Origin of the sequence: Streptomyces sp. NPDC051320, from assembly GCF_040682175.1 — a bacterium.
GTDB lineage: Bacteria > Actinomycetota > Actinomycetes > Streptomycetales > Streptomycetaceae > Streptomyces.
In genome coordinates this window covers 634,442-658,478 of record NZ_JBFBAL010000001.1, presented here as the reverse complement: position 1 = coordinate 658,478, position 24,037 = coordinate 634,442, and the positions used below count along the sequence as shown (strand labels likewise).

Below are 24,037 nucleotides of genomic sequence, written 5' to 3'. Positions count from 1 at the left end.
GGCCGATCGGTCTGACGGATCCGAGCGGTATCGACCGCGCCGCCCACCACCGCCTCGACGAGGCGTGGCTCGCGGCCGCCTGGAGTCACCCGACGACCCGCGTCTTCGTGGTTTCCGGCGCGCAGGCGCTGATCGACGAGACCCCGGACGGCCGCACCGAGCTCGTCATGACCCCGAGCTTCGAGGCGCCGCTCACCGAGGAGCACCGCTACTTCCTGGGCACTGACCAGGACGGGGTGCGCTACTTCGCGCTCCAGAAGGACAGCCTGCCCGGCCGGATGGACCAGTCGGCGCGTCCGGCCGGGCTGCGCGAGGCGGGGCTGCTGCTCTCGCCGCGCGACGCGGGCCTGCTGGTGCACGCGGTCGCGCTGGAGAACTGGCAGCGGCTGCACCGCTTCTGCTCGCGCTGCGGTGAGCGTACGGTCATCGCGGCCGCGGGCCACATCCGCCGCTGCCAGGCCTGTGGGGCCGAGCACTACCCGCGGACCGACCCGGCGGTGATCATGCTGGTCACCGACGAGCACGACCGAGCGCTGCTGGGCCGTCAGGTGCACTGGCCGGAAGGCAGGTTCTCCACCCTGGCGGGCTTCGTGGAGCCCGGCGAGTCCATCGAGCAGTCGGTGGCGCGCGAGGTACTGGAGGAGGTGGGTGTCACGGTCGGTGCCGTCCAGTACGTCGCCAGCCAGCCGTGGCCCTTCCCGTCCAGCCTGATGCTCGGCTTCATGGCGCGTGCCACCACGTCGGAGATCCAGGTGGACGGCGAGGAGATCAGCGAGGCGCGCTGGTTCTCGCGCGATGACCTGCGGACCGCGATCGAGTCCGGCGAGGTGCTGCCCCCGGCAGGCATCTCGATCGCCGCCCGGCTGGTGGAACTCTGGTACGGAAAGCCGCTGCCGAAGCCGCTGGACTGACCCGGACCGTCTGCGAGGCGGCCAAGCCGCCGGACCGGCCGAAGCAGGAATGTCCCGATTGGCCCGAAATGCCCGGCCCGGGATCGTCGGGCCGAGCCGGGGCCGTCAACCGGCCGGTGGCCCCGCCGGGGTGTCGTTGCGGCTCACCGGGATCCACTGCGGCTTGTGCTCGGCGTCCTGGATCTCCAGCTCGATCTGGATGCGGTGGGAGTTCTCGCGCGTCACCGAGCCGCCGCCCCCCGCGGTGACCACGCCCAGCCGAAGCTTCCCTGAACCACCGAGCTCCCGGCCCACCTGCACGGTGATCTCCAGGCCGACCTTCTGCACTCCGAGTCGCAGGTTGCTCGTTCCGACGCGCCGCTGCGCCTCCTCCAGTTCGGCCCGAACCTCGCTGATCAGATCCGCCAGACCGATCCCCGACGTGTCATTCGTCCCGTTCTCCATGCGTCTCCCTTGTGCGGCTCGGGCCCCATTGTCGCCCGCAGCGCCTACTCTGGGGAAGCATGGAGGGGGTAGCGGATCAGCTCAACAATGCCGTGGAACAACAGAGTTGGCGCCTTCGTCTGCGCGAGGAACTCTCCGGGGGAACGCCGGGAAGACTGCTCGGCGCCGGAGTGCTGCTCGGTACGGACCTGGTGCTGACCTGCGCCCATGTGATCCCGGGGCCGAAGTCGACGGTGCGGGTCGAATTCCCGTTGCTGACCGGCCCGTCGAAGGGCCAGTGGCGCACCGCGACCGTGCTCGAAGGCCACTGGGTGGAGCGCCACGGCAACGACGTGGGAGACCTCGCGCTGCTGCGGCTCACCGCATCGGCCCCGGTGAAATCGACGGTGGTGCTCGACCGCGACCCGGCTCCGTACGACACCCGCGTGGCGATCGACGGATTTCCCCGGGGCCGCTCGGGCGGCCTCTGGGTGGACGCGGTCCTCAAGGGGCCCGGCGGCCACGGTGACGACTGGGTGCAGATCAACCCGGTCGACTTCCACGAGCAGGACCCGCGGGGATTCAGCGGGGCCGGTGTCACCGAGACGGGGAGCGGCCGGCTGCTCGGCATCATGGTCGCCGTCTACGACACCCAGCCCGACTTCTTCCACTTCTACATGATCCCCGCTGCGACCATCGCCGGTCATCTCCCGCTGGTGGCCGGCCACATCAGCGGCCTCACGGTCATCCCCGACGACCTCCTGATCGCGCCCGACGGCGCCCGGACCGGCAGACCGCTGGGCGTCCAGCGCACGGTGACCCGCTGGCTGCACGGCGAACCCGGCACCTGGGACATCGAGACGGTCTTCGTCCGCGAGGACGACCGGGAGGCCGCGATCGCGTTGCGTACCACGCTCAATCTGGCCGACCGGGAGCGCTCGCCGGGGCTCTCCACCGCCGAGACCCGGCAGTCCGACGACGGGACGGTGCCCAGGCCCGGCTCCATCAGCCTCGCGGTGGCCGCGGCCGGAATGAACGCCGAACAGCTTGCGCAGGCCCTGAACCCGCAGTCGCCACGGCACCTCGCCGCGGTCGTGGTGTTCGCACCCGACCTGGCCGCGGCCGCCCCCGGCCGGGTCGGGGAACTGCTGCGCGCTCTCCACGGCCGGGGCACCCGGCTGTTACTCGTCCTGCACGGCCCGCAGCCCGCGCTCACCGGCGAGCTGCTGCCGTCCGACCGGGCCCTGCAGTGGCTCACCCGGCTCGGTGAACGGGCCGACCGCCTCTCGGAAACCGAACGCAGCGTCAGAGAGCTGCACCGGCGGCTGGCTCCCCGCGTCACCCCGCTCCCCGCCCCGCCTTCCCGGCACGGCGCCGCCGCCCAGCTGTGGACGGTGCAACTGGCCGCCGAACACAGGCGGGGCGGTGACATCCTGGAGAAGCTGTCGCACGCCGAGCAGGCCACCGAGGAGGCGCTGCTCCGGGCCGAACGGATCGAGCGCACGCTGCAGGCCGCCCTGGACACCATGCTGCGGCTGCGCGGCCTGCTCGGGGTCGCGCAGGCCCGGCTGGGCGTCCACGCGCAGGACGAACACCCGGACGCGGTGCGCGACTACACGGCGGCGCAACGACTCCTCACCGAGGGCCCCAGCGACCTCGGGAAGGCCGATCAGGCGGTGCGTACCTTCGTGCGGACCGTGCACCGGATCCTCGACGCGAAGCGGCCACCGGGTGCTGCGGGGTCGGCCGACACCGACCGGGCAGAAGGAAGGGACACGGACCGATGACCCCCTGCCCGCATCCCGGCTGCGGTAGCCCGGTCACCCCCGGAGGCTTCTGCCAGCGCACCGGGAAGCGCGTCGACCGTGACACCGGCCGGCACACGGACTCGGCCGGCACCGGGCCGTCCCGGCCCGTGGTGAGTGAGGTCCCCGAGGCCGCCCAGGTGCTGCCACCGCCGCAGGAGAAGGACGACGACCCGCTCGCCCTGCCCGAAGTACGACCGGTGGCGCGCCTCGTACAGCCCTCCGACGCGGCAGGCCTGCGAGGACTCGGCCTCGGCCCCGACCGTACGCTCGCCGGCCAGTACCGGGTGATCAGAAAGGTCGGCTACGGCGGTATGGGCGAGGTGTATCTCGCCGAGGACACCCGCCTCGAGAATCGACCGGTGGCCATCAAGATCCTGCACCAGCGCGACGGCCGGACGATGAGCAGCGGAGACCGGGAGCTGATCAGGCTCCGGGAGAAGACGATGACCAGCGAACGCCAGGAGCTGGTCGGCCTCAACCATCCCGACATCATCCGGGTGTTCAACTACGGACGGCACGAACCCGCCGGTGAGTTCCTGGTGCTGGAGTACGCCAACGGGCTGACCCTGGAGGAGGTCAGGGCCCGGGTCGTGCAGGACCCGGGAGCGTTCGGCGGTGCGCGGTTCCACGAGTTCGTACTGGCCTACGGCATCCGCATCCTGAACGCCCTCGGCTATCTCCACCACCAGAAGGGCAAGGTCTACGGCGACCTCAAACCGCACAACGTCATGCACTGCGGTACCGAGATAAAGATCGTCGACGTGGGGAGCGTCCGCCGGGAACGTGCCGAGGGCCCAACCACGGACGACTTCCGCGCCCCCGGCGTCGGTACGCGCGGCGAGACCCGTTTCCAGGACGACCTGTACAGCCTCGGAGTGACCCTGCGTGAACTCAGTGCCGCAGCCCCGCGTGCCAAGGGACTCGGCCCCGAATCGCTGCGCCGGGCCCTGCAGCGGGCCACCCACGAGGACCGCAGAGCCCGATTCGCCACCGCCGACGAGATGGCGCTGCAGTTGCGCGGGGTGCTGCGTGAACTGCGCTCCCTGCGGACCGAGCAGGAATCCTTCGAGCCGTCACCGCTCTTCGTCCAGTCGGCTCACGCCCTCGACGGCACCATCGGCTCACCGCCGCCCCTGAACAGCTGGGCGAGCGGTGCGTACGCCCCCACCTCGCCGGGGCTGGTGCCGCCCTCGCCCAGCGAGGTGGCGTGCGGACTTCCCGTACCGAGGAGCGACCCCTACGACCTGAACGCACCCCGACTGGACCGCCTCACCGAGGACGACGCGACGGCGCTGCTCCAGCGCATCGGCGGGTGGGACTCCTCCACCGAACTCCATCTGCTGCGCTGCCGCCTCCATATGGCACGCGCGGTCAACGACCACGACCCCCGGTCGATCCGGCTGGCGTACGCGGAGGTGAGCCGCGCCCGGCGCTCCATCGACCCGCGCTGGGCGCCGTACGACTGGCGGATCGACTGGCATCTGGGACTGCTCGCCCTGGCACGCGGCGACCTGACCGGCGCCCGCCGCCGTTTCGACGGCATCTACCAGGCCATTCCGGGCGAGTACGCGCCCAAACTCGTCCTCGGGTACTGCGCGGAAAAGGAACGGGAGTGGCCGCAGGCGCTGGAGTTCTACGATGCGGTGCGCCGGCGCAACCACTCCCTGGGCGGCGCCGCCTTCGGCTACGCCCGGGTGCGGCTGGGTTCCGTCAGGGCCGAGGGTCTGGCCGACGCGCTGGCCGCACTGGAACTCGTACCGGCGCATTCACGCCATCTGACCGCGGCCAGGACCGCCATCGTCCGTATCAAGGCTGCCCGGGCGCGCAACCCGCTGGACCCGGACGACGAGGCGCTCAAGGATGCCCTGCACCGGCTGGGTCCGCTCTTCCACGAGCACGGCCTCACCGATCCGCGGGCCCGGCGCCGGCTGGAGGCGGAACTCTGGGAGACGGTGCTGGAACGCGCGCCGTTCCGCAGCATCGGGGAACTCACCGCCGGCCTCGACGAGCGGCTCACCGCGCCCAGGGACCGCAAGGAACTGGAGGAGACCCTTTCGCTGCTCTACCGCGGCCTTGCGGAGCAGGCCAGACGCTCCGACCTCCCGGACAGCAACGAGATCGCGGACGCGCTCATCGACCGGGCCAACAAGGTCCGCCCGTTGGGCTTCCGCCACGACAGGAGACGCCCATGGCTGGGGAAGACGTACCGGCAGCGGCTGCGGGACGGGCTGAACTCACGGCCCTCCTCGAAGTGAGCCAGATCGCCGGACTCCCGGTGCCCGACGCGGGGACCACGGCCCGGATGTACGCGGTCGTCACGGTGACCGTCCAGCGCACCGCCGGGCGCGCCGTCGGCCCGCCCGCCGATGCAGGCGAACCGCCGCGGCACGCCGTGGTGTTCCTCATCGACCACTCCTCCTCGATGGTGAGTCCGCCCGCCCGGATGGCCGCCGCCAGGGACGCGGCAGCCGCGGCCGTGCACGCCCTGCCCGACGGCACCCGGTTCGCGGTCGTCGCCGGCCGCGACCGGGCGTCCGCCGTCTACCCGGTGCCGTCGCAGGCGGGGCCCGGCTCGGGAGTCATGGCGGTCGCCGACGACGCCACCCGGCGTGGAGCCGAGGAAGCCCTGCGCGCCTGTCACCCCGGCGGCGGCACCGCGATCGGCAGCTGGCTGGCGTATGCCCGAAAGCTCTTCGCGCGACTGCCCGGTGACGGCACCGGCTTCGTATGCCATGCCCTGCTGCTCACCGATGGCAGGAACGAGCCGGGCTACGAAACGCCCGAGGATCTGGCCGGCCATCTCGCCGACTGTGTCGACGAGTTCACCTGTGACGCGGTCGGTATCGGCGACGCCTGGGCCACCGAGGAACTACTGCTGATCACCGGACGGCTGCACGGCACCGCGCACGCCGTCGAGCGACTCGACCTGCTGACCGAGGAGTTACGCACCCTGACCCGGGAGGCCGCCGACCGCACGCTGACCGGCCTGCGGCTGCGCCTCTACGGGCGCACGGGAGTCGAACTGACCTCCATCGGCCAGGTCCACCCGACCCGGCAGGACCTACGGACGGTGGCGGAGAGCCCCTGCGTACGGGAGTTCGCCACGGCGCCCTGGGGGGAGGAGACCCGCTCGTACCTGCTGTCGCTGAGCGTCTCCCACGACGACGAACCACCGGGCTCGGAGCAGATGCTCACCGAGGTGGAACTGGCCCGCGACGAGGCCGCCCGCCCCACGGTCGCGCTGCCGCCTTCGGAGGCGGTCCTGGTCCGCTGGTCGGGTGACCACGGGCTCTACAGCAGGGTGCACCCCACCGTCGGCCACTATCTGCATCAGGAGGAACTGGTCAGAGTCTTCGAGGAGGGCTGTGCGGCCCTGCGTACCCGGAACCCCGAAACCGCCCGCCGGGCCTTCGGACGGGCCTGGCGGCTCGCCTGCCAGGTCGGTGACGACGCCATGAAGGAACACCTGGCGAAACTGATCACGCCCGGTGACGACGGTGAGGCCGAACTCCTGGACCGTATCCGGCCGTTCGACATCGAGGCGGCCAGGATCCGCACCAGCCGAACGGTGTGGCACCGGTGAACAGCCCGGCCCGGCCCGTCGGCCCCGACATCGACAGCGACAGCGACAGCGACAGCGACATCGGCAATGACTTCGGCAAGGGCATCGGACCGGTCGTCGCGCAGGCCATCGGCAAGGGGCTGAAAGACGCGGGCGGCGTGCTGCGACGGTATCTCTGTCTGGCGCCGGTGAGCGAAGGGAGGACCGCGGACTTTCTCCGCGACCGGCTGGTCGTGCTGCCGCTGCTCACCGTGATCGCCTTCGGCGCGCTGTCGATGTCCTACGGAGGGGTGCACGGCGACTCCGCGCACGTCAGCGAAGAGAGCGCCCCCGCCCTGGTGGACCTGACCCGTGCCGAAGTCTCTCTGGCGCAGGCGCAGAAGGAGGCCGAATCGGCGCTCAGCGGCCCCTCGCTGGTCGGCCTCGACCAGAACTACCGGGGCCTGATCACCAGGGCCACCCAGAACCTCAACAAGGTCGCCCAGACCAGGGCGTTGAACGCCGCCCAGCGCCAGGGCCTGCAAGTCGTGTCCGGCCTGGTCATCGACTACAACGACTACGTCGGCCGGGCCGACCGCAGCAGGGCCGACTCCACGCTGAGCAGCGCCTACCTGCTGTACGCACTGAGCATGCTCTGCGAGACCACCGGCAGCACCCCGCAGACCGCACGGTGCACCGAGTCGACCGCCCGCGGCTACGAAGCGACCACCATCCAGGACCGGATCGACTCCCTGGAACGCAGCCTGCGCGCAGACCTGGCGGACGAGGCGGGCTGGGGAACCGGGCCGATGGTCCTCGCCGCGGTGGCAGGCGTCGCATGCGTGCTGCTCGCCATCGGTCTGCTCCGCACGCTCAACTTCCTGCGGATCAGATTCCGGCTGCTGAGCCTTCCGCTGGCGGCCGCCGTGCTGCCGCTGCTGGCGTTGCCGGTGCTGGTCCTCGGAACGGTGCAGACCCACCAGGGGCAGACAGCCGTACGACAGACCGTCGAGGGAGAACTGGCCCGGGTGAATCCGGCGAGCGTGACCCCGGTGGTGCCGGACCCCATCGACATCCTGCAGCGGTCGATCGACGATTCCATGCACCGGGCGCACAGCGCGGGGTGGGCCGCGGTGACGGGCTTCATCCTGCCGGTCGGGCTGCTGAGCGCGGCGACCACCGGCTGGGCGCTGCTCGCCTACCGGCGTGACTACGTCCGGGTACCGGGCCGGGAGGAGTTCCATTGATCCGCGATCGTCGCCCGTGGTGCTCCGGGGCCGGACTGCGCTCGCTGCTGTCCGCGACACTGCTGGTGCTCGCCGCCCTGAGCGGCGGCTGCTCGAGCCACGGCAAACAGACGGTGGTGGTACTCGGCCCGTGGACGGGGGACGAGGCGGCGGCCTTCACCCAAACCCTCGACCTGCTCGACAACGGCACCCCGTACACCTACACCTACCAGGGCACCCGTTCGCTGCGGGAGACACTGGTCGCACAGCTGGAGGCGGGCGCGCCGCCGGACGTGGCCATCCTCAACAGCCAGGGCGAGCTGTCCGAATACGCACACCAGGGCGTGCTGACCCCGCTGACCGGGGAGCTGGGCAGCAAGGCCTACCCGCCGTGGGCACCCGAACTGGTCGTCAACGGAAGCAGACACACCTACTGGGTGCCGCTGAAGGTGGACCTCAAAAGCCTGGTGTGGAGCAAACGGTCGCAGCCCGTCACACCGCACACCTGGTGCCTGGGCATGAGTTCACAGGCCACCACCGGCTGGCCCGGCACCGACTGGATCGAGGACATCCTGCTGCACCGCTCGGGGTGGCAGGTGTACGAGCAGTGGGCCAACGGCGAGCTCTCCTGGACCAGCGACGCGATGAAGGACGCCTGGCGCACCTGGGCCGCACTGATCGAGGGGCAGGACGGGCGGAGCGCTCTGGACACCTCGTACGAGGGGAAGGGCGGCACCGGACTGCTCGACACCGGCACCTGCACCCAGGAGCACGAGGGGTCGTTCATCCGTTACCTCTACGGCCCCGACACCGACTTCGAGCCGTCCGCCGACGCCGTCCCCCAGCTGCGCAGGAACCAGGACGCCTACGAAGTGTCGGCCGACATGGCCGCGGTGTTCCGCGACAGCCCGGCGGCGCTCGAACTGCTCAACCGGCTCTCCGGGACCAAGGGCCGCACCACCTGGATGAACCAGGCCAAGCAGAAGCTGAAGCCGAACTTCCCCAGCGCGGCGGACCCGCGGCCCGAGGACCGGGTGGGCAAGCGGGTCGCCACCACCCTCACCGGGGGCACCGGCAGCGTGCCGACCCGGCTGCTGTGCTTCGACGCGTCCGACACCATGCCGCCCACCCTGCGGGACGCCTTCCAGCACGCCGTCCTGCAGTTCCTGAGCGCGCCCCACCGAAGCCTGGCGGACGCGCCCCTGGGACAGCTGGAGGCCGAACGCAAGCGGCTCTCCGGCGCGGACTGGCTGCCCGCCACGAGTGTCTGCGGCAGCCCGGCCGGGTAAGGGGCCACGCCGGGCCGGCGGCGGGCGGCCGGGTCGGCCTGCGCGCAGCCGGGGTCGGGGCGGGGTGGCCGGGGTCGGGGCGGGGTGGCCGGGGTCGGGCCGGGGGCAGCCGAGTCAGGCTGCGAGTGCCTGCTTCACCTGGGCCAGCGAGGGGTTCGTCATGACCGACTCGGCGCCCGAGGAGCCGACGATCAGCAGGGTGGGCACGGTCTGGTTGCCGCCGTTCGCCTTCTCGACGAAGGCCGCGGAGTCCGGGTCGTGCTCGATGTTGATCTCGCTGTACGCAATGCCCTCGCGGTCCATCTGGCCCTTCAGCCGACGGCAGTAGCCGCACCACGTGGTGCTGTACATCGTCACAGTGCCCGGCATGTCTCTCGCGCTCCTCTGCTGTTTCGCTGCTTCTTCCGACGGGAGAACGCAGGCGGCGCTGCCGCCATTCCCGTATTCGTACGACTGCGAGGGGTGCCCTGTGGACAACTGACCCGTGCGCCTCCTGCGACCTGGCAGCATGGCGGGGTGACAGCAGCAACGCACTCCTCCCTCTTCCCGCAGGTCCCCGAATCGGCCGACGCGGTGCTCGACGGGCTCGACCCCGAGCAGCGCGAGGTCGCCACCGCCCTGCACGGACCGGTCTGCGTGCTGGCCGGGGCCGGCACGGGCAAGACCCGAGCGATCACCCACCGCATCGCCTACGGCGTGCGTGCGGGGATCCTGCAGCCCGCCACGGTGCTCGCCGTCACTTTCACCAACCGGGCCGCCGGCGAGATGCGCGGGCGGCTGCGGATGCTCGGCGCGGGCGGGGTCCAGGCGCGGACCTTCCACTCGGCCGCGCTGCGTCAGCTCCAGTTCTTCTGGCCGAAGGCGGTCGGTGGCACGGTTCCCCGGCTGCTCGAGCGCAAGGTCCAGGTGGTCGCCGAGGCGGCGGCGCGTTGCGGTGTCCGGCTCGACCGCACCGAGCTGCGGGATGTGACGGGCGAGATCGAATGGTGCAAGGTCACCCGGACGGTGCCCGCGGACTATCCGGCCGCGATCGCCAGGTCGGTCCGTGAGGCGCCGCGCAATCCCGCTGAGATCTCGCAGATCTACGCCATGTACGAACAGCTCAAGCACGACCGCGGAGTGATCGACTTCGAGGATGTGCTGCTGCTCACCGTCGGCATCCTCCAGGACCGTCATGACATCGCCGAACAGGTCCGCAGTCAGTACCAGCACTTCGTGGTGGACGAATACCAGGATGTGAGCCCGCTCCAGCAGCGGCTGCTGGACCTCTGGCTCGGTGACCGGAACGATCTCTGTGTCGTCGGCGACGCCAGTCAGACGATTTACTCCTTCACCGGCGCGACCCCGGAACACCTGCTGAACTTCCGGGTCCGCCACCCCGAGGCGACCCTGGTGAAGCTGGTCCGCGACTACCGGTCGACCCCCCAGGTCGTTCACCTGGCGAACGGTCTGCTCGGTCAGGCGAGCGGCCGCGCCGCCGAGCACCGTCTGGAGCTGGTCTCGCAGCGCGACCCCGGCCCCGATCCCGCTTACACCGAGTACCAGGACGAGCCGACCGAGGCGGAGGGCACCGCGCGCCGGATCCGCGATCTGATCGCCGCCGGGGTGCCCGCCTCGGAGATCGCCGTGCTGTTCCGCATCAACGCCCAGTCGGAGGTCTACGAACAGGCGCTGGCCGATGCCGGGGTGCCCTGCCAACTGCGCGGCGCCGAGCGTTTCTTCGAGCGTCCCGAAGTGCGGGAGGCGGGTGTCGCGCTGCGGGGGGCCGCGCGGGCCGGCGGCAACGACCCCCTGCTCGACGACGCCGTGGACCTGCCGTCCCAGGTGCGGGCGGTGCTCGGCACCAAGGGCTGGCGGTCCGAACCGCCCGCGGGTTCCGGGGCGGTCCGCGACCGGTGGGAGTCACTGGCGGCGCTGGTGCGTCTCGCCGAGGACTTCGCCCGGGCCAGGGCGGGGGCGACCCTCTCGGACCTCGTCGCCGAGCTGGATCAGCGCGCTGCGGCGCAGCATGCCCCGACCATCGAGGGCGTCACGCTGGCCTCGCTGCACGCGGCGAAGGGCCTGGAGTGGGACGCGGTGTTCCTGGTGGGGCTGACCGAGGGCATGATGCCGATCACCTACGCCAAAACCGATGAACAGGTCGAGGAGGAACGGCGACTGCTTTATGTGGGCGTCACCCGGGCGCGGCTGCACCTGACGCTCTCCTGGGCGCTGTCCCGGTCGCCCGGTGGCCGGGCCTCCCGCCGGCCCAGCCGCTTTCTGAACGGTCTGCGACCCGGCTCGGCGGCGTCGGGGAGCCTGCGCGGCAGCGCGGGTGGCGGCGGTGGTGGTGGCGCCGGTGGCATCGAGCGCGGCAGCACGGGCCGCCGCAGGCAGCGCGGGCCGGTGCGGTGCCGGGTGTGCGGCAGGACGCTGACCGACGCCGGTGAGATGAAGCTGATGCGCTGTGAGGACTGTCCCTCGGACATGGACGAGCGACTGTATGAGCGGCTCCTCGAGTGGCGTGCGGTCCAGGCCGGGAAGATCGGGCAGCCCGCGTTTTGTGTGTTCACCGACAAGACGCTGATGGCGATCGCCGAGGCCGTGCCGTCCACCGAGGGCGAGCTCACCGGCATCGCCGGCGTCGGTGCCCGCAAGATTGCCCGGTTCGGCGCCGACGTCCTGACGATGTGTGCAGGTCAGGAGCTTGTCGCTGAGGGCGGCGAAGACTGACCGAAACTCGTCGAAAAAATAGTTTGCGCGCGCCCCAGGAACCCCCTTAGGTTCTTAACCACGGGAACAGCGACTTCTCTGAAGCCCTGATTCTGTGCTGTAATTCATCCGAATACGTATGGGACGAGGCCCTCGGGCCGACTGTCCCCGAGACGCCGAGAGGAGGCGAGACCAGTGGCAACCATGACGAAGTTCACCAAAATGACCGACCGCTCGGTCGTCGCCACCTGCCTGCTCGGCGCCTCGCTCCCCGGGACCGGACTGTCCGGCATGTCTGCCGTCAGCTCTGTCTCCTTTGCGAGCCTTCCCGTCCGGGAGCGCAATGAGCGACCGACCGAGGCACCGGCAGCAGCAGTAGCGATCGTGGCGCCCGAGGGCTATGCGTTCGCGGCGACCGGTGCCGGACTCGGCAAGCAGGAAACGCAGCATCACACGATGTGGGCCTTCCGTGGGCTCGAACCCTGGAGTGATCCAGTCTGATACAGCATCAGGCAGGCGCCTTCAGGGCCGCGGAACCCCACCCGGGATCCGCGGCCCTTTTGTTTGTACTGGGCCACCAGACGACCTCCGGTCAAACAGACCGGAACAACCAGACGAGGAATGAAATCACCGTGCAAACCGAAGCACACGCCCCGTCCGTACCGCCCTCGCAGACGCTCCCGCCCCCTGATGCTCCGGAGGACCCCACCGTGTTCCCGCTCACCGCGCTGACCGTGCTCGACGACGCCATCGAGAACCTCGACGTGCCCGTGCCCTGCCGGGCCTACGACCCGGAGGTCTTCTTCGCCGAGACCCCCGCCGACGTCGAGTACGCCAAGTCCCTCTGTCGTACCTGCCCGCTCGTCGACGCCTGCCTCGCCGGCGCCAAGGAGCGGCGCGAGCCGTGGGGCGTCTGGGGTGGCGAGCTCTTCGTCCAGGGTGTCGTCGTCGCCCGCAAGCGGCCGCGTGGCCGTCCGCGCAAGAACCCGGTCGCGGCATGAAACTCAACGGCCTCGGAACGATTGACCGCCCCCACACGCACGATCCCCAGAAGCAGGACCCGATGACCTTTTCCACCAGTGAGCCGTCCGGCTCCGCAACCCCAGTCGTCACCACCATCGGCGCGACCGCGTCGCATCAGAACAGGACCCTTGAGATGCAACTCATCCCAGAAGCCATGGCTCGTGCTCATATGCACGAGCGCCGCCGGGAAGCCGACATGGAGCGCCAGGCGCTGCGCCTGCTGGCCGCCCGTCGGATGCAGCGCCGCGCCGAGCGCGTCTCGCTGCGAGCCCGTCGTGCGCTGGCCATGGCCGTCATGCAGTAAGCACCGGAAAGAGCTGTGAAGAAGAGCCAGGGGCCGGTCGCGATCGCGACCGGCCCCTTCGTGCTTCGCGGTGCTTGCCGGCGCTCGGGCTTCGCGTCGCGGAAGGATCAGACGCGCGCCTCGGCAGACGGGCATTCCTCTTCCTCTGCCTCCTCCTCGGCTTCCGGGGCCTCCTCCAGCAGGAACCCGGGCATCCACCTCTCGAGTTCGTCACGCAGCCGGACCGTGGCACCCAACTGGCACAGCACCCCGATAGTGCTCAGCGTCACCCGGTGTATCAGCAGATAGGAGGGCGGCAGATTGAGCTGTTTTCCCAACTGATGGGCAGGGGAGCGGAGATCGGCGATCCGGGCCGCCTGAGCGCGCATCCAGCCACGCGTGAAGGTGAACTCATCGACCTGCGCCGGTTCGATGATCGGCAGCAGATACTCCAGCACCGACTCCGGGTCGAGATCGATGGTCTCCTTGACGAACCCTTCCTCGCAGAGCAGTTCGTAGACGGCCTCGGCTTCCCCCTCGATGGTCATCCGCAGTGACCTGCCGATCGTGTCGGGCAGCCCGCCGGGCAGCCGGTCGACGGTCCCGAAGTCCAGCACACCCAGCCGCCAGTCCTCGCCGTCGGCCGTGGGCAGCAGGCGGAAATTGCCGGGGTGCGGATCCGCGTGCAGCAGACCGGTCCTGGCCGGTCCGGAGAAGAGGAAACGGGCAAGCAGCTGCCCGGCCCGGTCCCGCTCTCCGACCGTGCCCCCCGTGATCACATCGGCCAGCGGGATCCCGTCGATCCACTCGGTCACGAGCACTTGGTCGCTCTGATGCACCACCTCGGGGACCACCACGTCGGGGTCGTCCGCGAACTCCGCCGCATGTGCCTGCTGGGCCTCGGCCTCCAGCTCATAGTCCAGTTCTTCCGACACCCGGTCGCGCAACTCGGTGATGAGCGGCTTGATGTCCATGCCGGGGATCAGCGGACCCAGCAGCCGCGCGAAGCGGCTCAGTTGGGTGAGATCCGACAGCAGCGCCTCACCGGCGCCCGGATACTGCACCTTCACCGCGACGCTTCGCCGGTCGTGCCACACCGCCCGGTGCACCTGGCCGATGGAGGCGGCGGCGGACGGTTTGTCGTCGAACTCGACGAACAGCTCTCGCCACTCCGTGCCCAGCTGTTCCGCCAGCACGGCATGGACCGTGCTCACCGGCATGGGTGGAGCGGACTCCTGCAGCTTGGTGAGCGCGGCGCGGTAGGGGCCCGCGACCTCTTCGGGCAGTGCCGATTCGAAGACCGAGAGGGCCTGCCCGAATTTCATGGCCCCGCCTTTCAGCTCGCCCAGCACTCGGAAGAGCTGCTCCGCGGTGCGCTGCTGCAGCTCGCGCGCCACGATCTCCGCCGATTTACCGCCGATCCGCTTGCCGATGCCCCAGGTGGCACGTCCGGCGAAGCCCAGTGGGAGCGCGGCCAGCTTGGCCGTGCGGGTGACCGCTTTCCGGGGAAGATCAGACATGCGCCCCTCCAAATCCCAGACTGCCGTGGAGCGTACGGCGGTTACCCGGCCATTGTGTCGTGCGGAGCCCCGGCCTCCGAGAGGTACTCCCCTTCAGTGTGCCCGCCCGCACCGCAGGAGCAGTCGGCATGGGGGCCGATCCGGATCGAACGCCAGTCGAGCAGCGGCAGTGATGCCTCCCACCGGGTGCCCGTGGAGGCAGGCAGGTCTCCGTCGATGAACGTCAAGGCGTGCGCGGTGGCCAGCCCCGCCACCGTAGTGGCCAGCGCGAGATCGCAGGCCGGGGCGGGGCCGCGCCGCCCCGAGCGCCACTGTGCGACCATCCTGGGCCACCCCGGATCACGCTCCGCCCGTCCCAGGGCCAGGCACTGAGAACACGCCGTCCCGCCCGGCAGCACCAGCGGCCCGACCAAACCGGTGCCTTCGACGACCCCCGTATAGAGGTGTGGGATACCGGCGGAGATCCAGTCCGCAGCGCGGGACGGATCCGGGACATACGCCTCAAAACCATCCCGCGGTGCGACGACGATCAGGGAGATCCCGGCCTCGCCGTCCGTGCCGCTCGAGGCTGCCCCGCCGGCCCCGCATGTCCGGGGCGGTGGGGCCGGCGCGGCCCGCCGCACCAGCCGGCGGGCCGCGGCGTCCCTGCGATCGCCTGCCGACTCCTCGGGGAATCCGCCGGGTGCCAGGTCCCAGGTCTCGACGCAGCCGCCGTCCAGCACTTCGACGTGCCCGACACCGCAGGCGGAGAGCAGCGTCGCGAGCATGGCGCCGACCCGGCCCGCGCCCCGCACCTGTACCCGTATGGCGTGTCGGGCGGCGAGCTTGGCCGTACCGTCGCCCGGCTCGGGATGGACGAGGGAGAGCGAGGCCAGGTCCGGGCGCAGCCGGTCGACGACGGAGGCCCGTTTCCGCAGTGCCTCGGCCGCCGGTCCGCCGGCCGAGGCGTCGTCGATGAGTCCCGCGGCGGTCAGCCGGGCTACCAACTCGTCCGCTTGTCCCTCGGGCAGATGCAGCGCGCGGGCCTCCTGACGCAGCAGTTCCAGTCCGCGGGTCCCGTCGAACAGATCGAGCAGGCAACCGGTCGCCGTGTCGATGGGGCCGAGCACGACCGCCCGGTCCGGGGTGACCCCGAACTGCACGGACTGCCTGTCCCGCCATGCGCGTCGCAGCGCGGGCTTCACCATCGGATGCATCACTGTCCCCCGTTCGCTTCGGACGAGTCCTTGTCGCGCTCGCCTGTTGTCAGAATGGCGGGAGATCACAGACGGTGCGGAAAGTTATCCACAAGGGTGGTGTATTAGTACTTCGAATGGTGCACACCGTGGAATGGATCAAGCTCCCGCAGTCCGGGGGCGGGACTTCCCGCACTGACAGCGGGTAACGTCGAAGCGTGTCCGTCGACCCTCTGCACACCGCCGGAAGTCCACCGCGCCGCACGAAGAGCCAGCCTCCCCGCGGCCCGGCGACGAGCGCGGTCGAGGTGCGCAGAAGTGCCCGGCGCAGCAGGACGGTTTCCGCGTACCGGGAGGGCGACCGCACCATCGTGCTGATTCCGGCGCGCATGTCGGAAGCCGAGGAGCAGCGCTGGGTGACCGTGATGCTCGACAAGCTCGCTGCCCAGGAGAGCAAACGCGTCCTCGGTGATGCGGAGCTGACAGAGCGCGCCGACCGGCTGTCCGCCCAGTATTTCGAGGGCCGGGCCCGCCCCGACTCGGTGCGGTGGGTGAGCAATCAGAACACCAGGTGGGGCTCCTGCACCCCCGCCGAGGGAAGCATTCGGCTCTCGCACCGCCTGCAGGGCATGCCGGAGTACGTGGTCGACTATGTGCTCCTGCACGAGCTTGCCCATCTGCTGGTGCCGGGTCACGGCCCGCGTTTCTGGCAGCTCCTCGAGGCGTATCCGCGCACCGAGCGGGCCCGGGGTTATCTCGAAGGTGTGGCGGCGGCCGTGCGGCTCCCGCATGTGCCTGCCGCGCGCGACGAGTGACGCTGAGTGACTCTGTACCGTCTGCGTACCGGGTGGACACCGGCTCGTCCGGATGTCGGTGTTTGCCGTTAGCCTGGCTCGACGTAATCGCATTCCGGGATGGGGGACGGTCGTTTCGTATGGCCAGGGAATTCCAACGCGGCCACAAGGCCAAGATCAGTGACCTCACGGCGGGCACCGATCTGTACGTGGGTGTGCAGATCGCCGGCGCCGGACTGACCTTCGACATCAGCTGTTTCGGGCTCGACGCCGACGAACAGCTTTCGGACGACCGGTACTTCATCTTCTTCAACCAGCCGAAGTCCCCGGAGGAGTCGGTTCAGCTTCTCGGTGCCCAGGCCGGTGACACCGAGTCGTTCCGGGTGACACTCGACCGTATCCCCGCGAGCATCCACAAGCTCTCCTTCACCGCGACGATCGACGGCGCGGGCCAGATGTCGCAGATCGGCCCCGGCTACATCCGCATCGTCGCGGGCGGTGAAGAGGTCGTCCGCTATGCCTTCACGGGCTCGGAGTTCACCACCGAGCGCGCCGTCATGCTGGGGGACTTCTACCTCAAGGACGTCTGGCGCTTCGCCGCGATCGGTCAGGGTTTCGACGGCGGACTCGACGCGCTGTTGAAGAACTTCGGCGGCGAGGTGGCCGAGGAGGAGCCGGCGCCGCAACCGCAAGGTGCACCGCCCGCTTTCGGGGTGCCCGCCTCCGGCGCTCCCGCCACGCCCCCCGCTCCGGCCCCCTCCTTCGGTGCTCCGGCCGCGCCGCCCCCGGCCGCGCAACCGGCCCCCTCGTTCGGTGGCCCCGCCGGCCCCCCGCAGCCGCCCGCCCCCGCGCCGCCATCGGTGCACGCGGCGCCCACCATCGCCGCGCCGATGCAGATGCCGGGTGGGACGGTGCCGCCGCCCGCTCCCGCTCCCTACGGACAGCCGCCGCAGCAGCCGCAGTTCGGGCAGGTGCCCGGCCAGGCTCAGCCGCCGGGAGCCCCGGCCCCCTACGGACAGCCACCCCAGCAGCCGCAGTTCGGGCAGGCCGCTCCGTACGGTCAGCAGCAGCCACAGGCTGCGGGCCCCGGCCTGCACGCGGCCTTCGAGAAGTACCGCGAGACCGACACCGGGCAGCGGTGGACTCCGCAGAACAAATACCTCATGCGGGCCGATCTCACCGTCACCGGTAACCCGGTACTCGCCCGCCAGGGCAGCATGGTGATGTACCAGGGCAAGGTCGACTTCAGCTACAAGGGCGCCGGCTTCGCGGGGCGGATCGTGGGCAATGCCACCGGCCAGGAAATGCAGCTGATGCGCTGCACCGGCCGGGGCCAGGTCTTCTTCGCCGAGAACAGCTCCCATCTGCACCCCATCGAACTCCAGGGCGACGGGATCTGCGTCTCGGCGGAGAATGTGCTCGCCTTCGACGAGACCCTGCAGTACGAGGTGCGCAGGATCGAGGGCCATGGCATCCCCGGCGGCGCGTTGTTCACGATGCTTTTCCAGGGCACCGGCACCATCGTGGTGAAGACGCACGGCACCCCGGTGGTCCTGCCGGTCACACCGACGACCTTCGCCGACTGCAACGCGGTCGTCGCCTGGTCATCGGCCTCCCAGGTGATCGTTTCCAGCCAGGTACGGCTGCGACGCAACGCCTACCCGGGCGACACCGGCGAGAGCGTCAACCTCCAGTTCCGGGGCGCCCCCGGAAACTTCATCATCGTCCAGCCGTACGAGGTCTGAGGGAGCCCGTCATGAATCAGCAACTCGCGGGCTTCGCCCCGGCCCCGATCACGGCCCGCATGGAGAACCACGGCAGCAAGATGCTGAAGGTCGCCATGCAGACCGGTCAAGATCTCCTCGCGCGCACCGGGTCGATGGTCGCTTACGAGGGCTTCGTCCAGTACGAACCGAACCCGCCCGCGGTGCGCCAGATCGCCCGTGACTGGATCACCGGTGAAGGCGCGCCGCTGATGAAGTGTTCCGGTGACGGACTGCTCTACCTCGCCGACTACGGTGCGGATGTCGTCGTCATCAACCTCAACAACGACGCCCTCTCGGTCAACGGCACCAATCTGCTGGCCCTCGACGCGAGCCTCACCTGGGGGGTGGAGCGGGTCAAGGGCATGGCGAAGCTCGCCGGCCAAGGCCTGTGGAACATCCAGGTGTCGGGGACCGGCTGGGTCGCCATCACCTCGCGCGGCACCCCGCTGGTGGTGAACTGCGGCAGCGGCGAGGACGAGACCTACGTCGATCCGGATGCCCTGGTCGCCTGGTCCCCGAACCTCAAGGTGAAGGGGAAGCGCAGCTTCAAGGCCGCCTCACTCATCGGGCGGGGCAGTGGCGAGGCGTACCAGATGGCGTTCTCCGGACAGGGGATCGTCGTCGTGCAGCCGAGCGAGGACAGTACCGACCGCCTGCGGATCCGGCACTGAGGGGAGCCAGAACATCATGCAGAGCCCGCTTTTCAACTACACGGAACAGCAGACCCAGGAGCGGTACACCGCGCAGAATTCACAGCTGCTGCGGATCGCGCTGGCCGGGCACGACGACGTCCTCGCCCGCAAGGGATCGATGGTCGCCTACCAGGGCCTGATCGAATTCGATGCCGAGTATCAGTCGAACCACCAGCGCCGCGCGCGTGCGCACACCGGTGAGGGACTCGACCTGATGCGCTGTCACGGGCAGGGCACTGTCTATCTCGCCAATCTGGCGCAGCACGTGCACATCGTGGACGTCGACCACGAGGGCCTGACGGTGGACAGCGCTTATGTCCTGGCGATGGACTCCAGCCTCAGCTACACGGTCGTCGCGGTGGACAGCCAGTACGGCATCTCCGGCTCCGGCAAGTACCAGCTCGTCATCACCGGGCAGGGCAAGGTCGCGCTGATGACCTCGGGGCAGCCCCTGATGATGCAGGTCACACCGGACAAGTACGTCAATGCCGACGCCGACGCGATCGTCGCCTGGTCGTCGGGGCTGCGGGTGCAGATGCAGGCACAGACCCACTCGTCGAACGTACGGCGCCGACGCGGCGACACCGGTGAGGGCTGGGAGCTCAGCTTCCTCGGACAGGGCTTCGCGCTCGTCCAGCCCAGCGAGGTGATGCCGCCGCAGCACGCACAGATCGGGCAGGGACTGAGCGCGCAGTACGGCGTGGGCCAGCACGGGGCCCACGGGCAGAACCAGGGCAACGCCTGGAACTGACCGGGCACGGCTGAGGGGCGGCCCCGCGAGCGGGGCCGCCCCTCAGATCCGCTTCGACGCTGTCAGCGGCGGGTTCGTGCTGCCGGCCGCGGTTCAGAGTGCTGCCCGGGTGCGCTCCACCAGCCGCCGCACCGAGCTGTCGGCGACGTTCGCCACCTCGTCGTAATCGAACCAGCGGAGGTCCAGCGATTCGTCGCTGATCGTTTCCACCGCTCCGGGCGTGGCCAGCGCCGCGTACTGCACATCGAGGTGCCAGTTGCAGGGTGCCGGAATCGCATGCCGGTCCAGTGTCACCGGCCCCCCGGACAGCAGAGTCAGCCCCACGATCCCGGACTCCTCGGTGGCCTCGCGCAGCGCCGCCGCGGCGAGCGCGGTGTCTCCCGGTTCGCAGTGGCCGCCCATCTGCAGCCACCTCCGCAGCTTCCGGTGGAGGGTGAGCAGCACCCGGCCGCGCTCCGGATCCACCACCAGCGCGCTGGCCGTGATGTGCCCCGCCTCGCAGGACTTCCACATGCCGTCGGGGCGCGCGGCGAGGTGGTCCAGATAGCGCTGCCGCAGCTCCTCCTGGTCCGCGCCCTGCCGCTGCCCGTTGTAACTCTTGAGGACCCTGACCGCGTCGTTGTGCAGGCTCACTTGTCGGCGTCGTCCTCGTCGTCCTTGTCGCCCTTTGCCGGGCCGCCCTTTGCCGAGTCGCCCTTCTCCAGGTCCGGCTTGCCGGAACCGGGCCGGGGCGCGCCGCCGGCCGCTTCGCCGAGCATCTTGTCCAGCTCCGAGAAGTCCGCCGTCTCGTGGTGCACGAAACCGTCCGGGTCGTCCAGGTCGGAGGCGGTCGGCAGCATGTCCGGGTGCTCCCACAGCGCGTCCCGTCCGTCGACACCCCGGGCATCGGTCAGCGAGGCCCAGAGCCGTGAGGCGTCCCGCAGCCGGCGCGGACGGAGCTGCAGGCCGATCAGGGTGGCGAAGGTCTGTTCCGCGGGGCCGCCGGAGGCCCGACGCCTGCGCAGCGTCTCGCGCAGGGCGTCCGCCGAGGTCAGCCGGGTCTTCGCGGCCTCATGGACCACTGCGTCCACCCAGCCCTCGACCAGTGCGAGGGCCGTTTCCAGCCGGGCCAGGGCGCTCTTCTGCTCCGGGGTGTCCTCCGGCTGGAACATGCCCTGCTGGAGCGCCTCCTGCAGCTGCTCGGGGTGCGAGGGGTCGAGCTGGCCGACGACGTCCTCCAACTTCGAGGTGTCGACCTTGATCCCTCGGGCGTACCCCTCGACCGCACCGAACAGATGCGAGCGCAGCCACGGCACATGGGCGAAGAGCCGCTGGTGGGCGGCCTCGCGCAGGGCCAGATACAACCGGACCTCGTTCTTGTCGATGCCCAGGTCCTTGCCGAAGGCCTCGATGTTCAGCGGCAGCAGTGCGGCCTTGCCGGCCGGGCCGAGCGGCAGGCCGATATCGGTCGACCCGACGACCTCGCCGGCGAGCACGCCCACCGCCTGCCCGATCTGCTGGCCGAACATCGCTCCGCCCATGGACCGCATCATGCCGAGCAACGGGCCCGCCATGGCCTGCATCTCCTCGGGCAGTATGCCGCCCATCGCGGCACCGACCTGCTCGGCCACCGGGTCGACGAGTTCCTTCCACACCGGCAGGGTCGCCTCGACCCATTCGGCGCGGCTCCAGGCCACCGCGGTACCGGCCCCGGAGGGCAGCGAGGTCGCGCCGTCCAGCCAGAGGTCGGCGAGGCGTACGGCTTCCTCGACGGCGGAACGCTCGGCGGGGCCCACACTGGTGTCCTTGGTGCCGTCCGGGGTGCCCTGGGCGACCTGCTGGCGTGCGATGTCCTTGGCCATGTCCCAGTTGACCGGACCGCCCTCATAGCTGAGCATCTGGCCCAGCTGCTGGAAGGCCGCACCCAGATCGTTCGGGTTCATCGAGCCGAACATCGCCGCGAAGGGATTGTCGCCGCCGGTGCCGGGCCCGAACCCGAGCGGATTCATCGGGGACTGCCCGCCGCCCTGGCCGCCCTTGCTCTTGCCCTCGTCGCCGTCCTCCGGCTCCTCCGGCGGAAGGCCGAATCCGAATGGAGTGTCACTCACGGGTTTCCTCGGCTCGTAGGGCCGTCGGCCGACTGGCCGACAGCGATTGCCCGACAACACCACCCAGGGTAGAGGGTGAGGACCCGGTCAGGCCGGGTCCGACCGGGCGGTAGTCCACCTGACACTTTGGCCGGATGAGGGCTGAGTGCTTCGCCGGGGCGGGGCCTGCGGCAGGATGGACGCCACCTGGTCCGTACGTGTCAGTTCGCGTACGTACTGAAGACAACCGCTGGAGACGCCCGGTGAGTTCCCCAGATCCGCAGGTTCGCGCAGCGCGAAACCTCTCAACCAAGTCCCCCCGAGGACCCGTCGTCGCGGTGACCGGAGCCGCTTCAGGCGTGGGCGCGCTGCTCGCCCAGCGGCTGGCCGCGTCGGACGAGGTCAAGCAGGTGGTGGCCATAGACGAACGCCGCGGTGAGGTCGCCGCGGCGACCTGGCACATCCTGGACGTGCGCGACCCGGCCGTCGCCGAGAAGTTGCGGGGCGCGGACGTCGTGGTGCATCTGGCCCTCGACCTGGATCTGGAGACCGACGCGGCCGCCCGTACGGCCTACAACGTGCGCGGCACCCAGACGATCCTCACGGCGGCCGCTGCGGTCGGCGTGCACCGGGTCGTTCTGTGCACGTCCGCGATGGTGTACGGCGCGCAGCCCGACAACGACATCCCGCTCTCCGAGGACGCCGATCTGCGGGCCACCGCGGAGGCGACCGGGGTCGGGGATCTGCTGGAGATCGAACGGCTCGGCCGTCGTGCGCCGCGCGCTCATCCCGGCCTCAACGTCACGGTGGTCCGGCCCGCCGTCCTGGTCGGCGGCACCGACACCGCGCTCACCCGCTACTTCGAGTCGCCCCGGCTGCTCGTGGTCGCGGGGACCCGCCCGACCTGGCAGTTCTGCCATGTCGACGACCTGGTCAGCGCGCTGGAGTACGCCGCGCTGGAGAAGGTCGACGGCGAGTTCGCGGTCGGCTGTGACGGCTGGCTCGAGCAGGACGAGGTCGAGGCGCTGAGCGGTATCCGCCGGATGGAACTCCCGTCCGCCGTCGCGCTGGGCGCCGCGGCCCGGCTGCACCGGATCGGTCTGACCCCGTCCCCCGCCGGGGACCTGGCGTACACCATGCACCCCTGGGTGGTGAGCGTCGGCCGGCTGCACGACGCGGGGTGGCGACCCCAATGGACCAATGAGGAGGTGCTCGCGGAACTGCTGGAAGAGGTCGCCGGGCGGTACACCGTCGGCGGCCGCAGGCTGGGCCGCAAGGACGCCACGGCCGCGGGCGCCGCGGGCGCCACCGTCGCGCTGCTGGGCACAGCAGCGCTGGTCCGCCGGGCCCGCAAGGCGCGACGCGGCCGTATCTAGTGCCGCTGACCCCGCGAGGCGGGTGCGCCGGGCCCGCTCTGTAGGACGCTCCAACCGGCTGTCATCGGTGCCGGGCGAAAACGCTATTCCGCGCCGGCCTGCGGGTACGGCACCATGGGCGGCATGGCATCAACCAACGACCACCCGGGCGAGCAGGCGGCGCAGGACCCCATCCGGCTGCTGGCTGTTCGAGACACTCCGCTGAGCCTCGACGAGGTCTTCCGGGCCGTCGGCGACGACGCGGCCGGCGGCACCGCGCTGTTCGTCGGCACCGTGCGTGACCACGACGGCGGCAGCGACGTCGAAGCCCTCGGCTACTCCTGCCACCCCTCGGTGGAGGGGGAGATGCGACGTATCGCAGAGAAGGTCACCGGCCGGTTCCCGGTGCGGGCACTGGCCGCGGTCCACCGGGTGGGGGATCTCGCGGTGGGCGACCTCGCGGTCGTGGTCGCCGTCTCGTGTCCGCACCGTGGCGAGGCGTTCGAGGCGTGCCGCATGCTGATCGACGACCTGAAGCACGAAGTGCCGATCTGGAAGCACCAGACGTTCGCGGACGGTTCCGAGGAATGGGTGGGCGCGTAGCGCCGCCTTGCGGGCCGGGTGACTGGTGACGGGTTTGGGCGTAGCGCCCGCGTTGGGCCGATGATTCGTCCGATTGCCCGATTTGCGTAACCACCCCCCTACCGCGAGCGTTGACTCCGC

Annotated in this window: 22 protein-coding genes; 16 read left to right on the top strand and 6 right to left on the bottom strand. The window is 70.4% G+C overall.

Annotated features, from left to right (window positions below; all coding sequences use genetic code 11):
- The first annotated feature begins 5 nt into the window (after nucleotides 1–5).
- Nucleotides 6–911, top strand: a complete 906-nt coding sequence (gene nudC, locus AB0M87_RS03190) for an NAD(+) diphosphatase (RefSeq protein WP_365849891.1) — start codon at nucleotides 6–8, stop codon at nucleotides 909–911.
- Nucleotides 912–1,016: 105 nt separating this feature from the next.
- On the opposite strand, the gene AB0M87_RS03185 is transcribed toward nudC, so the two are convergent.
- Nucleotides 1,017–1,355, bottom strand: coding sequence for a trypco2 family protein (locus AB0M87_RS03185; protein WP_365849628.1), 339 nt, complete (start codon nucleotides 1,353–1,355; stop codon nucleotides 1,017–1,019).
- 59 nt (nucleotides 1,356–1,414) lie between these two features.
- On the opposite strand from AB0M87_RS03185, the gene AB0M87_RS03180 reads away from it, so the two are divergent.
- Genes AB0M87_RS03180 through AB0M87_RS03160 form a run of 5 tightly spaced genes read left to right on the top strand, consistent with a single transcriptional unit; the run spans nucleotide 1,415 to nucleotide 9,198 of the window.
- Nucleotides 1,415–3,121: a serine protease gene (locus AB0M87_RS03180; RefSeq protein ID WP_365849626.1), complete on the top strand. Its 1,707-nt coding sequence runs from the start codon at nucleotides 1,415–1,417 to the stop codon at nucleotides 3,119–3,121.
- The gene (locus AB0M87_RS03175; protein ID WP_365849624.1) at nucleotides 3,118–5,397 is read left to right on the top strand and encodes a tetratricopeptide repeat protein; all 2,280 of its coding nucleotides are present in this window, start codon (nucleotides 3,118–3,120) and stop codon (nucleotides 5,395–5,397) included. Before AB0M87_RS03180 ends, AB0M87_RS03175 begins: the two co-directional genes overlap by 4 nt.
- A complete protein-coding gene (locus AB0M87_RS03170) occupies nucleotides 5,331–6,725 on the top strand; it encodes a vWA domain-containing protein (protein ID WP_365849623.1) in 1,395 nt (464 codons plus the stop codon). The genes AB0M87_RS03175 and AB0M87_RS03170 overlap by 67 nt, the downstream gene beginning before the upstream one ends.
- Nucleotides 6,722–7,930 (top strand): hypothetical protein, encoded by a 1,209-nt coding sequence (locus tag AB0M87_RS03165; protein ID WP_365849621.1) that lies wholly within the window; start codon nucleotides 6,722–6,724, stop codon nucleotides 7,928–7,930. The genes AB0M87_RS03170 and AB0M87_RS03165 overlap by 4 nt, the downstream gene beginning before the upstream one ends.
- Nucleotides 7,927–9,198 (top strand): extracellular solute-binding protein, encoded by a 1,272-nt coding sequence (locus AB0M87_RS03160; RefSeq protein WP_365849620.1) that lies wholly within the window; start codon nucleotides 7,927–7,929, stop codon nucleotides 9,196–9,198. Before AB0M87_RS03165 ends, AB0M87_RS03160 begins: the two co-directional genes overlap by 4 nt.
- Before the next feature lie 114 nt (nucleotides 9,199–9,312).
- Here the strand turns inward: AB0M87_RS03160 and AB0M87_RS03155 are convergent, their stop codons facing one another.
- Nucleotides 9,313–9,567: a glutaredoxin domain-containing protein gene (locus tag AB0M87_RS03155; RefSeq protein ID WP_365849618.1), complete on the bottom strand. Its 255-nt coding sequence runs from the start codon at nucleotides 9,565–9,567 to the stop codon at nucleotides 9,313–9,315.
- A 147-nt stretch (nucleotides 9,568–9,714) separates the two neighbouring features.
- Here AB0M87_RS03155 and AB0M87_RS03150 point away from each other — a divergent pair, with 147 nt between their 5' ends.
- The 4 genes from AB0M87_RS03150 to AB0M87_RS03135 all read left to right on the top strand — a co-directional run bounded on the left by AB0M87_RS03150 (nucleotide 9,715) and on the right by AB0M87_RS03135 (nucleotide 13,216).
- Nucleotides 9,715–11,910, top strand: a complete 2,196-nt coding sequence (locus tag AB0M87_RS03150) for an ATP-dependent DNA helicase UvrD2 (protein ID WP_365849617.1) — start codon at nucleotides 9,715–9,717, stop codon at nucleotides 11,908–11,910.
- Between the two features lie 183 nt (nucleotides 11,911–12,093).
- Nucleotides 12,094–12,390: a hypothetical protein gene (locus AB0M87_RS03145; protein ID WP_365849889.1), complete on the top strand. Its 297-nt coding sequence runs from the start codon at nucleotides 12,094–12,096 to the stop codon at nucleotides 12,388–12,390.
- Between the two features lie 131 nt (nucleotides 12,391–12,521).
- Entirely contained in the window at nucleotides 12,522–12,890 is a 369-nt protein-coding gene (locus AB0M87_RS03140) for a WhiB family transcriptional regulator (protein WP_365849615.1), read from the top strand.
- The gene (locus tag AB0M87_RS03135; protein ID WP_365849614.1) at nucleotides 12,887–13,216 is read left to right on the top strand and encodes a hypothetical protein; all 330 of its coding nucleotides are present in this window, start codon (nucleotides 12,887–12,889) and stop codon (nucleotides 13,214–13,216) included. Before AB0M87_RS03140 ends, AB0M87_RS03135 begins: the two co-directional genes overlap by 4 nt.
- A 107-nt stretch (nucleotides 13,217–13,323) precedes the next feature.
- On the opposite strand, the gene AB0M87_RS03130 is transcribed toward AB0M87_RS03135, so the two are convergent.
- The gene (locus AB0M87_RS03130; RefSeq protein WP_365849612.1) at nucleotides 13,324–14,715 is read right to left on the bottom strand and encodes an AarF/UbiB family protein; all 1,392 of its coding nucleotides are present in this window, start codon (nucleotides 14,713–14,715) and stop codon (nucleotides 13,324–13,326) included.
- A 41-nt stretch (nucleotides 14,716–14,756) separates the two neighbouring features.
- On the bottom strand, nucleotides 14,757–15,911 hold the full coding sequence (locus AB0M87_RS03125) for a ThiF family adenylyltransferase (RefSeq protein ID WP_365849611.1): 1,155 nt from the start codon (nucleotides 15,909–15,911) through the stop codon (nucleotides 14,757–14,759).
- A 197-nt stretch (nucleotides 15,912–16,108) separates the two neighbouring features.
- Here AB0M87_RS03125 and AB0M87_RS03120 point away from each other — a divergent pair, with 197 nt between their 5' ends.
- The 4 genes from AB0M87_RS03120 (at nucleotide 16,109) to AB0M87_RS03105 (ending at nucleotide 19,893) form a co-directional block, all read left to right on the top strand.
- Complete coding sequence (locus AB0M87_RS03120) at nucleotides 16,109–16,705, top strand: M48 family metallopeptidase (RefSeq protein ID WP_365849609.1); 597 nt, start codon at nucleotides 16,109–16,111, stop codon at nucleotides 16,703–16,705.
- Between the two features lie 119 nt (nucleotides 16,706–16,824).
- Complete coding sequence (locus AB0M87_RS03115) at nucleotides 16,825–18,429, top strand: TerD family protein (RefSeq protein ID WP_365849607.1); 1,605 nt, start codon at nucleotides 16,825–16,827, stop codon at nucleotides 18,427–18,429.
- An 11-nt stretch (nucleotides 18,430–18,440) separates the two neighbouring features.
- Nucleotides 18,441–19,121 (top strand): AIM24 family protein, encoded by a 681-nt coding sequence (locus AB0M87_RS03110; RefSeq protein ID WP_365849606.1) that lies wholly within the window; start codon nucleotides 18,441–18,443, stop codon nucleotides 19,119–19,121.
- Between the two features lie 16 nt (nucleotides 19,122–19,137).
- Nucleotides 19,138–19,893 carry an AIM24 family protein gene (locus tag AB0M87_RS03105; protein ID WP_365849604.1) on the top strand — a complete coding sequence of 252 codons (756 nt, stop codon included), beginning with the start codon at nucleotides 19,138–19,140 and terminating at the stop codon, nucleotides 19,891–19,893.
- Nucleotides 19,894–19,986: 93 nt separating this feature from the next.
- Here AB0M87_RS03105 and AB0M87_RS03100 read toward each other — a convergent pair whose 3' ends face one another.
- Together AB0M87_RS03100 and AB0M87_RS03095 are read right to left on the bottom strand one after the other, a co-directional pair.
- Nucleotides 19,987–20,526, bottom strand: coding sequence for an NUDIX domain-containing protein (locus tag AB0M87_RS03100; protein ID WP_365849603.1), 540 nt, complete (start codon nucleotides 20,524–20,526; stop codon nucleotides 19,987–19,989).
- Nucleotides 20,523–21,980 (bottom strand): zinc-dependent metalloprotease, encoded by a 1,458-nt coding sequence (locus AB0M87_RS03095; RefSeq protein ID WP_365849601.1) that lies wholly within the window; start codon nucleotides 21,978–21,980, stop codon nucleotides 20,523–20,525. The genes AB0M87_RS03100 and AB0M87_RS03095 overlap by 4 nt, the downstream gene beginning before the upstream one ends.
- Before the next feature lie 242 nt (nucleotides 21,981–22,222).
- Here AB0M87_RS03095 and AB0M87_RS03090 point away from each other — a divergent pair, with 242 nt between their 5' ends.
- Nucleotides 22,223–23,335: an SDR family oxidoreductase gene (locus AB0M87_RS03090; protein WP_365849600.1), complete on the top strand. Its 1,113-nt coding sequence runs from the start codon at nucleotides 22,223–22,225 to the stop codon at nucleotides 23,333–23,335.
- A gap of 123 nt (nucleotides 23,336–23,458) precedes the next feature.
- On the top strand, nucleotides 23,459–23,917 hold the full coding sequence (locus AB0M87_RS03085) for a molybdenum cofactor biosynthesis protein MoaE (RefSeq protein ID WP_365849599.1): 459 nt from the start codon (nucleotides 23,459–23,461) through the stop codon (nucleotides 23,915–23,917).
- The last annotated feature ends 120 nt before the right edge of the window (nucleotides 23,918–24,037 follow it).

Bases quoted from the DNA above. Each gene is read 5' to 3' on its own strand.
- AB0M87_RS03185 (WP_365849628.1), bottom strand. From the start codon at position 1,355: ATGGAGAACGGGACGAATGACACGTCGGGGATCGGTCTGGCGGATCTG.
- AB0M87_RS03180 (WP_365849626.1), top strand. From the start codon at position 1,415: ATGGAGGGGGTAGCGGATCAGCTCAACAATGCCGTGGAACAACAGAGT.
- AB0M87_RS03175 (WP_365849624.1), top strand. From the start codon at position 3,118: ATGACCCCCTGCCCGCATCCCGGCTGCGGTAGCCCGGTCACCCCCGGA.
- AB0M87_RS03170 (WP_365849623.1), top strand. From the start codon at position 5,331: ATGGCTGGGGAAGACGTACCGGCAGCGGCTGCGGGACGGGCTGAACTC.
- AB0M87_RS03155 (WP_365849618.1), bottom strand. From the start codon at position 9,567: ATGCCGGGCACTGTGACGATGTACAGCACCACGTGGTGCGGCTACTGC.
- AB0M87_RS03145 (WP_365849889.1), top strand. From the start codon at position 12,094: ATGACGAAGTTCACCAAAATGACCGACCGCTCGGTCGTCGCCACCTGC.
- AB0M87_RS03135 (WP_365849614.1), top strand. From the start codon at position 12,887: ATGAAACTCAACGGCCTCGGAACGATTGACCGCCCCCACACGCACGAT.
- AB0M87_RS03130 (WP_365849612.1), bottom strand. From the start codon at position 14,715: ATGTCTGATCTTCCCCGGAAAGCGGTCACCCGCACGGCCAAGCTGGCC.
- AB0M87_RS03125 (WP_365849611.1), bottom strand. From the start codon at position 15,911: ATGCATCCGATGGTGAAGCCCGCGCTGCGACGCGCATGGCGGGACAGG.
- AB0M87_RS03115 (WP_365849607.1), top strand. From the start codon at position 16,825: ATGGCCAGGGAATTCCAACGCGGCCACAAGGCCAAGATCAGTGACCTC.
- AB0M87_RS03110 (WP_365849606.1), top strand. From the start codon at position 18,441: ATGAATCAGCAACTCGCGGGCTTCGCCCCGGCCCCGATCACGGCCCGC.
- AB0M87_RS03105 (WP_365849604.1), top strand. From the start codon at position 19,138: ATGCAGAGCCCGCTTTTCAACTACACGGAACAGCAGACCCAGGAGCGG.
- AB0M87_RS03085 (WP_365849599.1), top strand. From the start codon at position 23,459: ATGGCATCAACCAACGACCACCCGGGCGAGCAGGCGGCGCAGGACCCC.